General features: G+C 52.4%; 15 protein-coding genes and 2 pseudogenes. 2 read left to right on the top strand and 15 right to left on the bottom strand.

What is annotated here, in order from left to right:
* Window positions 1–1,211 (bottom strand): glucose-1-phosphate adenylyltransferase (glgC, locus tag ROR01S_RS24745; protein WP_064359959.1); only part of this gene is annotated, 1,211 nt, incomplete at its 3' end.
* 129 nt (window positions 1,212–1,340) lie between these two features.
* Complete coding sequence (gene glgB / locus ROR01S_RS24740; RefSeq protein WP_032743941.1) at window positions 1,341–3,533, bottom strand: 1,4-alpha-glucan branching enzyme; 2,193 nt, start codon at window positions 3,531–3,533, stop codon at window positions 1,341–1,343.
* A gap of 246 nt (window positions 3,534–3,779) precedes the next feature.
* On the opposite strand from glgB, the gene ROR01S_RS24735 reads away from it, so the two are divergent.
* A complete protein-coding gene (locus ROR01S_RS24735) occupies window positions 3,780–4,760 on the top strand; it encodes an IS5-like element ISKpn26 family transposase (RefSeq protein WP_032620177.1) in 981 nt (326 codons plus the stop codon).
* A gap of 148 nt (window positions 4,761–4,908) precedes the next feature.
* Here the strand turns inward: ROR01S_RS24735 and ROR01S_RS24730 are convergent.
* The 5 genes and pseudogenes from ROR01S_RS24730 to tap all read right to left on the bottom strand — a co-directional run.
* A pseudogene (locus ROR01S_RS24730) lies at window positions 4,909–5,190 on the bottom strand (DUF2254 family protein); the annotation flags it as partial.
* 62 nt (window positions 5,191–5,252) lie between these two features.
* Window positions 5,253–7,250: a BCCT family transporter gene (locus ROR01S_RS24725; protein WP_023302468.1), complete on the bottom strand. Its 1,998-nt coding sequence runs from the start codon at window positions 7,248–7,250 to the stop codon at window positions 5,253–5,255.
* 583 nt (window positions 7,251–7,833) lie between these two features.
* A complete protein-coding gene (locus tag ROR01S_RS27850) occupies window positions 7,834–8,097 on the bottom strand; it encodes a replication-associated protein RepA4 (RefSeq protein WP_489640490.1) in 264 nt (87 codons plus the stop codon).
* 485 nt (window positions 8,098–8,582) lie between these two features.
* A complete protein-coding gene (gene repA, locus ROR01S_RS24720) occupies window positions 8,583–9,602 on the bottom strand; it encodes a plasmid replication initiator RepA (protein ID WP_048757066.1) in 1,020 nt (339 codons plus the stop codon).
* The gene (tap, locus tag ROR01S_RS26685; protein WP_009652807.1) at window positions 9,595–9,672 is read right to left on the bottom strand and encodes a RepA leader peptide Tap; all 78 of its coding nucleotides are present in this window, start codon (window positions 9,670–9,672) and stop codon (window positions 9,595–9,597) included. Before tap ends, repA begins: the two co-directional genes overlap by 8 nt.
* Window positions 9,673–9,730: 58 nt before the next feature.
* Here tap and ROR01S_RS27735 point away from each other — a divergent pair.
* Window positions 9,731–9,865 (top strand): annotated as a pseudogene (locus tag ROR01S_RS27735) (replication protein RepA).
* Between the two features lie 30 nt (window positions 9,866–9,895).
* Here ROR01S_RS27735 and ROR01S_RS24715 read toward each other — a convergent pair.
* The 8 genes from ROR01S_RS24715 to ROR01S_RS24680 form a co-directional block, all read right to left on the bottom strand.
* Window positions 9,896–10,156: a replication regulatory protein RepA gene (locus tag ROR01S_RS24715; protein WP_048757068.1), complete on the bottom strand. Its 261-nt coding sequence runs from the start codon at window positions 10,154–10,156 to the stop codon at window positions 9,896–9,898.
* 132 nt (window positions 10,157–10,288) lie between these two features.
* The gene (locus ROR01S_RS24710; RefSeq protein ID WP_048757070.1) at window positions 10,289–10,855 is read right to left on the bottom strand and encodes a phospholipase D family nuclease; all 567 of its coding nucleotides are present in this window, start codon (window positions 10,853–10,855) and stop codon (window positions 10,289–10,291) included.
* On the bottom strand, window positions 10,852–11,478 hold the full coding sequence (locus tag ROR01S_RS24705) for a DUF2726 domain-containing protein (RefSeq protein ID WP_048757072.1): 627 nt from the start codon (window positions 11,476–11,478) through the stop codon (window positions 10,852–10,854). Before ROR01S_RS24705 ends, ROR01S_RS24710 begins: the two co-directional genes overlap by 4 nt.
* Before the next feature lie 55 nt (window positions 11,479–11,533).
* Entirely contained in the window at window positions 11,534–12,178 is a 645-nt protein-coding gene (locus ROR01S_RS24700) for a hypothetical protein (RefSeq protein WP_049078354.1), read from the bottom strand.
* Between the two features lie 52 nt (window positions 12,179–12,230).
* A complete protein-coding gene (locus ROR01S_RS24695; RefSeq protein WP_049078355.1) occupies window positions 12,231–12,827 on the bottom strand; it encodes a PIN domain-containing protein in 597 nt (198 codons plus the stop codon).
* 129 nt (window positions 12,828–12,956) lie between these two features.
* The gene (locus ROR01S_RS24690) at window positions 12,957–13,748 is read right to left on the bottom strand and encodes a DsbA family protein (protein ID WP_053086797.1); all 792 of its coding nucleotides are present in this window, start codon (window positions 13,746–13,748) and stop codon (window positions 12,957–12,959) included.
* A 152-nt stretch (window positions 13,749–13,900) separates the two neighbouring features.
* Window positions 13,901–14,314 (bottom strand): hypothetical protein, encoded by a 414-nt coding sequence (locus ROR01S_RS24685; RefSeq protein WP_114499528.1) that lies wholly within the window; start codon window positions 14,312–14,314, stop codon window positions 13,901–13,903.
* Between the two features lie 102 nt (window positions 14,315–14,416).
* Window positions 14,417–15,007 carry a fertility inhibition protein FinO gene (locus ROR01S_RS24680; RefSeq protein WP_049078357.1) on the bottom strand — a complete coding sequence of 197 codons (591 nt, stop codon included), beginning with the start codon at window positions 15,005–15,007 and terminating at the stop codon, window positions 14,417–14,419.
* Between the last annotated feature and the right edge of the window lie 31 nt (window positions 15,008–15,038).

The raw sequence follows: 15,038 nt of genomic DNA, 5'->3' as shown, positions 1-15,038 counted from the left end.
GCATCCTCAACGGCATTTTCGCCAATCACCATTCCCTCCGGAATAACACATCCCCTGTCGATCACGCAGCGTCTTATCCGGCAGGAGCGACCGACCCAGACGCCCGGTAATAAAACCGACGAATCAATATTACAAAACGAGTTAATGCGAACTTTGGAGAATAAAACCGACTGCACCACCACCGAGCCGGAAATAATACAGCCGCCGGAGACCAGAGAATTCATGGTCATGCCATGACTGCCGGAACGGTCCTGAACAAATTTAGCGCTGGGTAGCGACTCGACATAAGTCCGGATAGGCCAGTTACGATCATAAACATCCAGTTCAGGTACCACAGAGGCTAAATCCAGATTCGCTTTCCAGTACGCCTCCAGTGTCCCGACATCGCGCCAGTATGGCTCGGCATTATTATCGGACTGTACGCAGGAGCGCGGGAACGGATGCGCATACGCTTCACCTGCCGCCGTTATTTTGGGAATAATATCTTTGCCAAAATCATGGCTGGAGCCTTCATCCCGATCGTCTTCTGCCAGCAGCTGGTAGAGATATTCCGCATCAAACACATAAATGCCCATACTGGCAAGCGAGCGGGTTTCATCGCCAGGCATGGTGGGTGGATTAGCCGGTTTTTCAACAAATTCAATGATTTTGTCATTCTCATCCACGGCCATGACGCCAAACGCGTTTGCCTCTTCAACCGGGACCGGCATGCAGGCCACGGTGCAGCGCGCCCCTTTTTCAACGTGATCAAGCAGCATCCGCGAATAATCTTGTTTATAGATATGGTCCCCGGCCAGAATAACGACATATTCCGCATCATAGCGGCGGATAATATCCAGGTTCTGGGTCACAGCATCCGCCGTCCCCCGATACCAGTTCTCCCCATGCACCCGCTGCTGTGCCGGTAATAAATCCACGAACTCATTCATTTCTTCGTTAAAGAATGCCCAACCGCGTTGAATATGCTGCACCAGTGAATGCGACTGATATTGTGTAATAACCCCAATACGTCTTATTCCTGAGTTAATACAATTTGATAAGGCAAAATCAATAATTCTGAATTTACCGCCAAAATGCACCGCAGGTTTTGCGCGAATAGTGGTCAGGTCTTTTAATCGGGTTCCGCGCCCGCCGGCGAGGATCAGGGCCACGGATTTAAGCGGTAACTGGCGCGACAGCATTACGTTGTCAGTATATTCAATTTTACTCATAATTATGTCCTGCTATTTAATAAAAGCCATAAAAGAAAATAATGAAGAAAAAGCCTCACTCTTCTGCAAATGAATTCAGAAGTGATCACCTCCGGTAATAAGTAAACTGCAATAGATCGACTGCGTGTTTTATTGACCAGCAGACTCCCGCACCAGCCAGATTGTCGCCAGCGGCGGCAGCGTCACCGACAGCGAATGCTCCCGACCGTGGCTGGCGATCGCCTCGCTTGCCACGCCGCCGCCGTTGCCGGTATTGCTCCCGTGGTAGTGCATCGAGTCGGTGTTCAGCTCTTCACGCCAGCGCCCCGGCTGATTAACCCCGAAGCGATAGCCGTGACGCGGCACCGGCGTGAAGTTGCTGGCAACGATTATCTCGTTCCCGGCTTTATCGCGACGGACAAAGATAAATACCGACCGTTCGTGATCATCGACAACCAGCCACTCAAAGCCGTACGGGTCAAAATCCAGTTCGTGCAGCGCCTTATGATGACGATAGGTATGGTTCAGATCGCGCACCAGACGCTGCACCCCGTGATGCCAGTTGTCGTCCCCTTCCAGCAGATGCCAGTCGAGGCTGGCGTCGTGGTTCCACTCCCGTCCCTGGGCGAATTCATTGCCCATAAACAGCAGTTTTTTCCCCGGGAAGGCGAACATCCAGCCGTAGTAGGCGCGCAGGTTGGCGAACTTCTGCCAGGCATCGCCGGGCATGCGGTCAAGAAGCGATTTTTTACCGTGGACCACTTCATCATGCGACAGCGGCAGGACGAAGTTTTCGGTGTAGTTGTAGAGTATCCCGAAGGTCATCTTGTCGTGATGATGCCGACGATGGACCGGGTCGAGTTGCATATAGTCGAGGGTGTCGTGCATCCAGCCGAGGTTCCATTTGAACCAGAAGCCGAGGCCGCCCGTCGACGCAGGGCGTGAGACACCGGCAAAATCGGTGGACTCCTCCGCCATCGTCACTGCCCCCGGCGTCTGCTCGCCCAGCACCCGGTTGGTATTGCGCAGGAACTCGATCGCTTCGAGATTTTCCCGGCCGCCGTACTCGTTGGGCACCCACTCACCCTGCTTGCGGCTGTAGTCGCGGTAGATCATCGACGCCACCGCATCCACCCGCAGCGCATCGATGCCGAAGCGCTCGATCCAGTACAGCGCGTTACCCACCAGGAAGTTACTGACTTCACGGCGGCCGTAGTTATAGATCAGCGTGTTCCAGTCCTGGTGATAGCCTTCGCGCGGGTCGCTGTGTTCATACAGCGCGGTGCCGTCAAACAACGCCAGGGCGAAGTCATCGGCCGGGAAGTGGCCCGGCACCCAGTCGAGGATCACGTTCAGGCCCGCGGCGTGCGCGGCGTGGAGGAAGTAGCGGAAATCTTCCCGGGTACCAAAGCGACGGGTCGGCGCGTACAGCCCGGTGGGCTGATAGCCCCAGCTGCCGTCGAACGGATGTTCGTTAACCGGCAGCAGCTCGAGATGGGTGAAGCCCATCCACTTCACGTAGGGCACCAGCCGATCGGCCAGTTCGCGGTAGCTCAGCCAGAAATGGTTATCGGTATGACGACGCCAGGAGCCGAGGTGGACTTCATAAATCGAAATCGGTGCATCAAACTGGTTGGCCTGCTTACGGGCCGGCGGTTGCTCAACTTTCTCCGGCAGGCCGCAGATCAGCGAGGCGGTTTCCGGGCGCATCTGCGCTTCAAAAGCATAAGGGTCGGATTTCACCCGCAGGTGCCCGTGGGCGTCAATCAGCTCGAACTTATACAGCTGGCCGTTGTGCGCGCCGGGAACAAACAGCTCCCAGATGCCAGACTCTTTGCGCAGGCGCATCGGGTGGCGACGGCCATCCCAGTAGTTGAACTGACCGACCACCGACACCCGACGGGCGTTCGGCGCCCAGACGGAAAAGCGCGTCCCGGTCACCCCGTCCATGATGTCGGCATGGGCGCCCAGGGTTTCGTAGGGCCGTAGATGGGTTCCTTCGGCGAGCAGCCAGGCATCAAGCTCCTGCAGCAGCGGGCCAAAGCGATAAGGGTCGTCAATCAGGTTTTGCTGGCCGTGCCAGGTGACCGCCAGCTGGTAACGAAAAGCATTTTTTCGCCGCGGCAGAACGCCGCTAAAGAATCCGCGTGAATCGAGGCATTCGAGCTTGCCAGCTTTACGCCCGGTTTTCGGCTCAATCACCCATACCTCGGTGGCATCGGGTAATAATGCGCGCACTTCCAGACCAGCAGCGGTTGAGTGCATGCCAAGCACAGAGAATGGATCGGAACAATGACCTGCGAGCAGTGCTGAAATCGCACTTTTTTCATTATAATCAGACATGTCAGTCACCCTACTATCATCCTGCGGAAAGAATTAAAACGCCTCTTTCTGCTTTATTGATCCGGTAATATTCCGCTGCAATGCTGCGCATCGAAATATCAACACGTTATTCCAGAGCCTTAAGACATGTCGGTCGTCCACAAATATAGAGCGATTAACCTCCTGAAAAGTGAATTAAGGAAGGTGCGAACAAGTTCCTGATATGAGATCATCATATTCATCCGGAGCGCATCCCAGAGGGACATCATGAGCCATCAACTCACCTTCGCCGATAGTGAATTCAGCACTAAGCGCCGTCAGACCCGAAAAGAGATTTTCCTCTCCCGCATGGAGCAGATTCTGCCATGGCAGAATATGACCGCTGTCATCGAGCCGTTTTATCCCAAGGCGGGCAATGGCCGACGGCCCTATCCGCTGGAGACCATGCTGCGTATTCACTGCATGCAGCATTGGTACAACCTGAGCGACGGTGCCATGGAAGATGCCCTGTACGAAATCGCCTCCATGCGCCTGTTTGCCCGATTATCCCTGGATAGCGCCCTGCCGGATCGCACCACCATCATGAATTTCCGCCACCTGCTCGAGCAGCATCAACTGGCCCGTCAATTGTTCAAGACCATCAATCGCTGGCTGGCCGAAGCAGGCGTCATGATGACCCAAGGCACTTTGGTGGATGCCACCATCATTGAGGCACCCAGCTCTACCAAGAACAATGAGCAGCAACGCGATCCGGAGATGCATCAGACCAAGAAAGGCAATCAGTGGCACTTTGGCATGAAGGCCCACATTGGTGTCGATGCCAAGAGTGGCCTGACCCACAGCCTGGTCACCACCGCGGCCAACGAGCATGACCTCAATCAGCTGGGTAATCTGCTTCATGGAGAGGAGCAATTTGTCTCAGCCGATGCCGGCTACCAAGGAGCGCCACAGCGCGAGGAGCTGGCCGAGGTGGATGTGGACTGGCTGATCGCCGAGCGTCCCGGCAAGGTAAAAACCTTGAAGCAGCATCCGCGCAAGAACAAAACGGCCATCAACATCGAATACATGAAAGCCAGCATCCGTGCCAGGGTGGAGCACCCGTTTCGCATCATCAAGCGGCAGTTCGGCTTCGTGAAAGCCAGATACAAGGGGCTGCTGAAAAACGATAACCAACTGGCGATGTTATTCACCCTGGCCAACCTGTTTCGGGTGGACCAAATGATACGTCAGTGGGAGAGATCTCAGTAAAAACCGGAAATAACGCCAGAAATGGTGGAAAAAATAGCCTAAATAGGCTGATTCGATGTGTTTGCGGGAAAAAAATCGGCCCAGATCCGCGAAATTTTAATCAGCGAGTCAGCTTGGGAAGAAATGACCTGCTTATTCGCACCTTCCCTAAACGCGTAGCTCTGGGAGTCACATTAGTAGTGGCTGAACCGTAGGCTGTGACCATGATACTCAACGAAAAAGTGGTCACTGCCAGCATACTCGATGCCAGTATGTTCAGAATGTTATCGACTGCTTCCGCACCAACCTTCACGGAAACCGACTCAGGTATCATTGATTTAAAAAGAATTGATAAAAGGGCCGTTATTATCGCGACAATGGCGAATAACGTTGCCCTGAACCATAGCTTTTTAAATGTCTGCTTCAGAATCCATTTCCAGCGTGAAATCATTCTGCATTCCTCATATTGCGGCCGGGATAAATAATTGCCGCCCCCAGGACGGCATGTTGCTGTTAACGAACCAGGTGCAGGAAGTGCAGATGTTTTTCGTACTGGTCCAGTATGTCATTAATCAGCTGCTCCTGGTTCCAGCCCATCACATCATAATTTTGACCGCCTTCTTTGAGATATACCTCAGCGCGATAATATCTATGTTGTTCAGTCTGCTGCTCATTATTATCCATCGCGGCGAGCGCGAAGGTCGGTGAGCTATACCCGCGAAGCCTCACTTCATATATAAAATTCAGCTCGTTACCCAAATCGACTTCAAGACGAATACGATCGTCGACTGCGTCACTGATGTGGCTTATCGTCCCCTGCTTGTTCAGCTCTTCCTGAACCAGCGTCATGGCGGGGTGGATGACGTCGTCCATAAAACGTTTCACAAGAGATCGCTTCGGCAGATACGCGATATTGCGTAACCTTCTCTGCCAGGGAATTGGGTTACGTGCAGCCGTAGGAGCAATTGTCGCCATGCTCAGGCTTTCACGCTTGGTCAAATCCCGGCGCAAAGCTTTTAAAAGTCCGTATATAGATATCAGTAAGATCACTGAGAATGGCAATGCACTCGCTATTGTCACTGTTTGCAGCGCACTTAGCCCTCCGGCAAGGAGAAGCGCAATTGCGACAATGCCCATGAGCGAGGCCCAAAATATTCGCTGCCAGACGGGTGTGTTTGCCACTCCACCTGATGCCAGAGAATCAACAACCATTGCCCCTGAATCAGCAGACGTGACAAAGAAGACGATGACCATCGCCATTGCGATGAATGACAGCACGGAAGAGAACGGGAAATGCTCCAGGAAATTAAACAGGGCCAGCGCCACATCCTGCTGAACGGTACTGGCGAGGTCTGTGGCCCCCTGGTTCATAATGAGATAGATCGCGCTGTTACCAAACACCGTCATCCACATGAGCGTAAAACCCGCGGGAACAAACAGCACGCCGGTGACAAACTCGCGAATGGTTCGCCCGCGGGAGACCCGTGCGATGAACATCCCCACAAACGGCGACCATGAAAGCCACCATCCCCAGTACAGTAATGTCCAGCCCCCCAGCCAGTTGCTCGACTTAGGCTCATACGCGTAAAGGTTGAACGTTTTACTCACCAGTTCCGAAAGATAACCGCCCGTATTTTCCACAAATGACTTCAGCAGAAGCACGGTTGGTCCCAGACACAGGACCAGCGCCAGGAGCAACAACGCCAGACCCAGATTGAGCTCAGACAGGATACGTATTCCCTTATCCAGGCCGGACACCACTGAAATCGTCGCTAACCCCGTGATGACCACGATCAGAATAACCTGCACCGTTTCATTGATGGGCACCCCGAAAAGATGGTTCAAACCGGCATTCACCTGCAAAACACCATAACCCAGCGAGGTCGCAACGCCAAAGACCGTGCCGATAACAGCGAAAATATCAACCGCATGACCTACAGGCCCGTATATGCGATCGCCGATAATGGGATAGAGTGCGGAGCGCAGGGTTAACGGCAGACCGTGACGGTAACTGAAGAACGCCAGAATCAGCGCCACAATGGCATAAATTGCCCATGCGTGCAGTCCCCAGTGGAAGAAGGTCAGACGCATTGCTTCCTTCGCTGCCGCAACGGTCTCCGGGGTGCCGACGGGAGGCGAAAGATAATGCATTACAGGTTCGGCAACGCCAAAGAACATCAGTCCGATCCCCATCCCTGCCGAAAAAAGCATCGCAAACCAGGAGTGGTAGCTGAAATCAGGCTGCGCATGGTCCGGGCCCAGCTTGATATCACCGTAGCGTGAGAGTCCCAGGAACGTGACACTCAGTAAAATCAGGGCCACAGCAAGGATGTAGAACCAGCTGGCATTCGTGAAGATTTGTTGCTGAAGTAGTTTAAAATTTTTGTCGGCGACATCCGGGAATACGGCGGCAAAGGCAACAAGAAGGAAAATCAGCAAAGCAGATGTAAAAAATACCGCTTTGTTAATCTGGCTTGTAGACTTCTTCGGGATTGTATCATTTTCACTCATAATCATTTATTCCATTAATTAAATCCGCACTGGATAGAAGACACTACCTTTCACAGAGTAGCAAAGTTCAACTTGCTATGCGGCGTTAATCGGAAAGCATGGTGTAATGAGTGCCGATACAAATCATCCTATATTCTAAGGGGTTCTTGGTTACTCAGCCTGCCGCTTCCTGGTGCATTTATTTGTATCAAAGCTGGGACATACGTTAATGAACGTATATTAGGCACGAATTACTTTTTGAACAAAGCAGACGTTAAGATTTACAGCATCGGGAAGCTTCTGGATGCCGCGTCAGCGGCATGGAGGCGCCAGATGAGGTTACATGTGTCTGTGGAGTCAAATGGCGCCGAAAGCCCGACGTAGCCGGTTACCGGGCTATAAATTCTGCCATCCTCCCCCTGCCCTGATTAGCTTTAACCCGCTAACAGCAATGAAGAAGTTAATGTAATCCCTTTTAACCCCGGTGAGCGGGCTTTACGGCGTTTACGACGTAAAGGGCGTGATTTCCGGGGCCTTAGCGGCGGCAGCTTGCTGCTGACGCTTAGGGGGATGTTCATAAAAAATCTCAGCGACACCAGGGAACTTAACATGGTAGCTGCAAAGCCATACCCGCGAAAAACATCTCAGACGCCGCTGTACGCGGTCGGAGTTGACCCGGCAAGGCGAGGCCGCAGTCGGGGCGTATCTCCGCGTTAGCGGGCCGCAGGGCCGCAGGGCCGCTTACGAGCGTGTACCAGACAACTGACCGCAGCTCCACCCACAGCGATGAAGAAGAGTAGTTACAACACTCATCATTAAAAGCGATGTTGTTCCCCGGCCTTCGGCCGGGGGCGGCGGCGCTTTTCAGTGGTGGGGAGGGGCTCGGAGTCGCAGAACGGCGCCGGGGTTTGTTTTAAAAAAGGGATCTATTGAATGATGTAACTAATCTGTGTGCTGGTTATATGCCCGCCGCTTGTCGGCGGGAGGTACTTTTAGATCTGAGCGGCGCGGGCGTTTACGACCGCTGTTAGCGAAGGCCTTTTTGTTTTATTCACAATGATGACAAAGACAAAAGATCTCCCTGCTGTTTGTCATGCAGGGGATTAATAACTGGGTTAAGACTGTTTTGCGGGATTCAGATTATCCATTTCCGGAAACTGAAACTTATCTGTTTGCGGGTTTATGTGGATAACTGACCATGATGGTGCGTTTCATGGCCATCATGCCGGCGGAGTCGTCAGGGGAAGAGAATAATTCCGGCAGGGAAAAGATGATGAGGTGAAAATAGCCGAAAAAAACCAGCACAAAAAGCCCCGGAGGGGCTGTTAAATAAACAGGTTGTGGCTCTCCGGACTAATGCGGCGGTGAGTGACTCAGCGACAATTCCAGCTGGTACAGGTGCTGTACCGCCAGCTGCTCAAGTTTGTCTGCGGAATAGCCATAGAGTTCGTCTGCCGGCAGCGTCTTCTTCAGCCAGCAGGCCATTTCATAGACCTGGCGATCCTGGGGCATTCTGGCCAGACGGTTGGCACGCTTACGTGCCGCTCCTTTTGCCCGGCGGTATTTCAGGGCTTCAAGGCTGCGCTGCTGATACCAGCGCTTGCGCGCCTTATGGACAGAAATCTCCTCATGCTCGCCTAACAGGCCCTCTTTAATGAGCGCCTGACGTTCCTCGCTTTCGCACAGTTTCTTCAGCTGCTGCTCCTGCAGCTTCATTAAATCAACGCCCAGCATCTTAAAGCCGGCGGCGGTGATCCACACGTACTTTGGCAGACGTTTACGGGACTCCCGATCCCAGGCGGTTTCTTCTGACACCCCCAGGACACCAAAGCGGACCTGCTCAGCTATCAGCGCCGAAACCCGGCGAATGGTCACTTCGGTTTCCGGAATGACTTTACCTTTGGCGTCTTTCGGACTGAGCTCTCTGGCCAGCCTGGACACGCACATCCCTACCGTGTGTTTACCGGCATCACAGAAGCTGACCAGCACCGGCCACAGCGCATCAAGGAGACGTTGTTTTTCAGGACGGAAAGCATATTTTCGCCCGGCGCGCTGCCGTTCCCGGACATAGAACGGGTGCAGGGACATATGCATGCGCAGGCTGAATTGCCCCGTGACCGGATCTTTCTTCACCAGACGGTTATAGGCGTGGCCAAGCTGGCCACCGAGCGCCTTATAGTGAGACGGCCGGAACCAGGACGGGTTTTCGCATTTGGGTTTGGTGGAGTGCTCACCACGACGGCGACGGGTACGCTTCTTCTCCGGGGAAACCAGAAAAGATTCAACGTGGCCATCTTCAACGCCCTGCCAGAAACGGATCTGTTCTTCCGTATCCAGCTGACTCCAGTGTTGCGGATTGTGCTGTTCAGTCACACCATCCCGCGCTTATGTTGCACGGAAGGAGCAAATGGCACAGAAACGGGTATTGCAGTTTTCTGAGCATAAAACTATACTCCCTGCATAGAGCAACAGCTTCTATGCAGTTTATTAAGGCCCCGTTAATCTTCTGTCCCGCCAAGAATAGAAAGATTATCGGGGTTTTGTCTTTTCCGGCTCCGGGTAGACACCTCATCAGAACCAGTTCCCTGCCACCTTACGGCGTGGCCAGCCACCAAAATTCATTAAACGATCAGTAATCTAGCACGCTTCAAATCAAAGTAAAGACTTTACTTGAGTAACCCCTGAGCTTTGAATTCCTTTTCGAGCAATTTTTCAACAAGTTGGGCTTGCGTTATTCCATCACGGCTACAGAGATCAATAAGGATATCTTTCAATGGGTTGCGTACAAAGACTTTGATTTCTTTATGTGTGACACGCTTTCTTGCAACTGCGGCCATCTGTTTTTCAGAGGCTGACATTGGACTACCTTTACGATAGACCCGCTTATCTTTAGAAGAGGAAGTTACTGCATTATCAATCTGCGACATCTCTGCCTCCTCAAGGATCTAAAAAAGGATCGTTTGCAGAGAATACTACAGATTCCTGAAATCAGCGACTTACTTTATGGACGTAACCCACGTTGGCGCACGGTTTACGTCCGGGGATCGTTTATGGCGGTGTCAGTATGTCTGTTTCCAGTCCGTTCCCTGTGACCAGCGAGACGACCAGTGCTGCAGGTAGCGCTGGGCAAGAGCCGGGTCATCCCATACAACCAGCACATTCTCTGAATTCGAACGGTCAGCGGCACGGCTGAAATTGAACGAGCCGGCCTCTGTATTGCGCCTGTCCGCGACGATCACTTTGTCGTGCAAAATTTTGTAGGCGCTGACCGTACGAACCGGAATGCCCGCGCTGGCCAGCAGGTTCAGGGCGGCCATGCTGGCTTTTCCGCTATTTGCCTTCTGGTCCAGCACCACGCGGACATCCACCCCACGTCGTTTCGCCGCGATGAGTGAGCGAACCACCTCCGGGGAGGTGAAGGAATACCCCATCAGCCGGATTTCCTGCTGCGCGGAATCGAGGGTCTTCAGGACCAACTGCAGGGCTGTGCCTTCCGGAGAAAAACCTGTCTCGATGGTCGCGGCGTCGACTGCCGGCGCCAGCGCTAACAGGCTCAGGCTGAGGACTCCGGCCACAAATCCTGTGCGGACACGGGTTCTGTTTATTACTGCTATTTTCCTGTTCATCCTTTGTATTCTCCCCTGACCACCGTCAATGGTGTGGTGATAGTTTCAGTTTCCCGACGTATTAAAAACGCCCTGATCTGTCTGACCAGCTTTTCAGCATCCCGGTCTCTCAGCAGCGGAATGCCCGCCTGCCTGAGTACTTCTTCCAGCAGGATATCCCGGCGAACCCGGTGTTTTTTCAGATGCGACGCATCATCCAGCTCGATGGCGGCCACAATGGCAAAGGTCCTGATATCCACCACCACCACATCGCAGTGCCACTGTGACACCATCCGGAACAGCTGCCACCAGGTCCGGGAGCGGGGCCTGATATGGGGTGCCAGGCTGGCGATATCCGCCACTCGCACCTGCGGGCACAGCAGCCAGTGTTTCCGGTCGGTATGTTTCAGCAATGCCCGGAAAAAATGTTGTTCCCGGGGCGTCATCAGCGTGTCATTACCCATCCAGACCCGCTGGCGACACAGTCTCTGTTCTGCCTCTCCGGCACGAATGCCCGCCGCTTTCAGCGCCTGCAGGACCGGGGATGTCTTCCCTGTTGCACGTTCCTTCAGAAACAGCACCAGGAACCCCAGCAGACTCAGCACAACAACGGCACTGCCTGCCATCATTAATATCTTTGCCATGTCCTTTCTCCCTTTGCGGCCAGACCATCCCCGATGTGTTTGCTTCGCAGCCCTCTCAACGCTCTGTCCCTCTTCTGATACACCAGGCATCAGCCGGCAGCCTGTCGAGCAACGCGCGCCGGAAGGCATTTGGCAGACCCTGACCGGACACAATGTCAGCTATCAGGACCGATATGGAGGAAATCATCAGCACATAGCGAAGGATGAAGCCGGTCTGATGCATAAGCTCTCCGGGGGACATATTCCGCAGGGCGGTCACCAGCCGGACACCGTCCTGCGGAACCCCCCAGACAAGCACGCCAGCGCCCGCCAGTATCACTGCCGGCGCATACAGAAATCCCCGACTGATAACCCGTTGCATCAGGTTTAAAAGAGCGTGCATCTGACGGCGGTACACCTCATCATCCTGCAGAATCTTCCATTCAAGCCGCGCTTTCTCATGCCGCGGCAGCATGGCCACCACCTGGATGCCGTCACGGATACTGACGAGCGGCGAGACATCAGGCTTCCTCATCTGGTCGATGTGCCGCGTATACAGGGCCAGCCCGGCCCAGAATAGTGCAACGGGCAGTGATACCAGGATAAATCCATTTCCCGGAAAAGAGGGAGAAAATAAGAGTTGCAGAGACAGTGCCAGCGCGCCCCCGTATAAATAACAAAATAACTGCTGCTCAGTGCGCAGCATGAAATAGCTGAACATACTCATTCCTTTTTAGACAAGAAAGATAATCACAACCTGCTTATTTATTTCATTAGCGCCAGACCACCGTTTTTTCATATACGGCAATCACGCCTCGCCTGATTAATTCGTCCCTGACCTGATTTAAAATCGCTGTATTCCTGATGTTACCGGAATGACATTTAATATAATTCATCAGTGACGAGGTGCTTACAGGTCGGTTTACCGCAGACTTTTTACTCAATGACTGTATTTTATCGGTCAGGCGTAGCACCTCATCGTTGCTGATGAGCGCAGACACCGTTTTCGCCTTCTCTGCTGAACGTGGTGAGGGTATACGACAACATCGTCGCCCTGTCCTGCAGAGCAATGCAATCACGCTGTCATACCCTTTATCATTCGATATAACATGAAACATCGTATCTTCCGGAGCGGTGACGCTGAGTCGTCCCAGCTCAAGTACCAGGTGGAAATCGACATTATTTTTCGACACGCAGGGTGCCTGAAACACACTGATCGATATATTACCGGCATGTGTTACGGACGGAAAACGAATAAACTCCTGCTGAGACCCGGTAAACAAAATAAGACGTTCATAACGCGACAACATTACATTTTCAAGCGTTCCGATATTTTCATAATCAACCAGCGCGATGATATTCTCAGACATAACTCTCCAGACTCCACCGGGACCGACTGCCAGAATACCAGTCCGTTAGTACGACGAACAACATACAGCAGTGTGCCTTTTTGTTTTAAGAGACATCCTCTTCCATTCAGAAGAGACAACAGTAACTTGTTATTGTCGGGATTTATTTATAGCCGCCTGAACATTCTGTGCTTCAGTCATTCCGGAAAAGACCGTGACGTTTTCTTCCGTCGCGCCCTTCACCGGCATCACAATAATACCTGGCGTTCCGGTTAATCCCGTCGCCGTGGCGATATCATTAATATTTTTCAACGTGGTATTTATCTCATCAATCGTATTCTGCTTAAATTTAATATGACCAGAAACCTTTTCGATAATCTCCTGCGTCAGTTTCCCTTCATTCAGTCCTGTACCATAAACCGCATTGTGATAGCTCCTGTAAGCCTCAGAGCCCTTTTCTTTCCAGACCTGCAGGCCGGTTTTCGCCGCCAGCAATGATGCAGGCCACCGGCTACCAAACACCGGCCACTCCATAAAGAAGTAACGCACGTCCGTGTTGCTCCCGATGACCTTCTCCAGTTCGGGTGCGAACCGGCTGCACCAGATGCACTGGTAGTCAAAGAATTCAACCACCATCACCTTTCCGTCCCCGGGACCCCAGGAGGGGATATTTTTATTACCCAGAATGTTAGCCTGCTGTTCCAGTGCAGCGGATTTAAAACCGCGGGTCTGTTTCGCCTCCTGCTCGTGCTGAAGTTTCTCACTCATCTGAATCAGTATTTCAGGATGAGCACGTAGATAATCTGCCGCTATTTCCCCGATTCTCTTTTCCTGGCTGGCAGAGAAAGTTTTTCCCGGTTCATGCTCCTGAGCAAAGCTGTTATTAAAAGTGACAACCGAAATAAGCGGGAGCAGAAAATACAATCCGAATTTGATTTTCATTTTTATTCCTTTAACAGGTTAAGTATGGATAAAATAAGATCGACTGCTAAAATATGCTGGCATAACAAGGTAAACGGAAGAGTTTTTTTACTGACACGTTTCATTGAGCCAGCTGATTATCAGCTCTGTTCTGAGAATCCCTTTTGGTTCCATCAGATATAAAATATTGCGAACAATAAAAGCATCGCCGCCGCAGAGCAGGCAAACCAAAAGAAAACGCGGGCTCGACTGGAGAAACTATCCACCTGAATTAACTCATGAACGTACCTCTCGTTCAACTTAAGCTGCTTTCTGATGTCATCAACAGCCAGAGTGAGCGCAGGGATTGAGTGATGGCCAGGGTCAGCCTTTCTGAGTTTAATTCTGATTTTGAGTAACGTCTTCAGGAGTGTAAATGCAGCGTCTGAAAATACATAGAAATCGTATTCTTCCTCATCAATGCATTCCTTCAGGGATATAATGCTTTCTCTTACATCACCAAATTCTCCGAATTCTGGCGTGGATAACGACTTTATGATATTTCGTGTATCTTCACAAATATCATCACTGTTAACCCAGGTTTTCATATTATTGACTCTCTTATTTGTGACGAATACCATTCAGCTAATGGATGTGATACCCATTAGCTGTGGACGTACTGATATTTAATCTGAGCGAACTGAAAAGAATTAAACGGTCTGACTCATCTTTCGTTCAGCGCGTAACAGCTCTTTCATCATGCGCTCACTGGCGTAGTGCGCTTCATCAGCAGTGACCGTAGCCACCACATTCCCCTGCAGGTCATAGCGGGAGGCACCTTCCCGCATCCGGGACAGATAACCCGCCGACCGGGTCAGGCTTTTCAGGCACTTAATCACCTGTTTATGCGACAGCGGCAGGTCGCGCCCCGCGATATCGGCAAACAGCTGTTCACGCATCCCAGTCGCCAGCAGACGCGGCGAGTCACCGTCAAACAGCTGTGGCCAGAATGCCTTCAGGGTCATGATGGCCTGCTCCGGCGGCAGTAAACGAAGATAGCGAACCGGACCGGGCGTTTTGACCGCTTTCACAGCCTCCGGTGCTGGCTGGCTGGCGGCGGCTTCAGCAGCCTGTTTAGCCTGTGCCAGCTTTTCTTTCTTCAGCTTCCAGGCCGGAGGCGTCGTGACCACCACCACTTTTTTCCGCCGTACCACACCAGGCGTGTCAACGGACCCGGCCGCTGCGGTATCCGCTGCCGGCTTTCTTTTCAGACTCAGTACAGGGCGTTTTTCTTCAGTCATAATAAAGGCTTTCTTTCCTGCCAGGAACCAG

Source organism: Klebsiella ornithinolytica NBRC 105727 = ATCC 31898 (assembly GCF_001598295.1).
GTDB lineage: Bacteria > Pseudomonadota > Gammaproteobacteria > Enterobacterales > Enterobacteriaceae > Klebsiella > Klebsiella ornithinolytica.
Note: the sequence above shows the minus strand (reverse complement) of the source record. Positions and strands in the feature narration are given on the sequence as shown.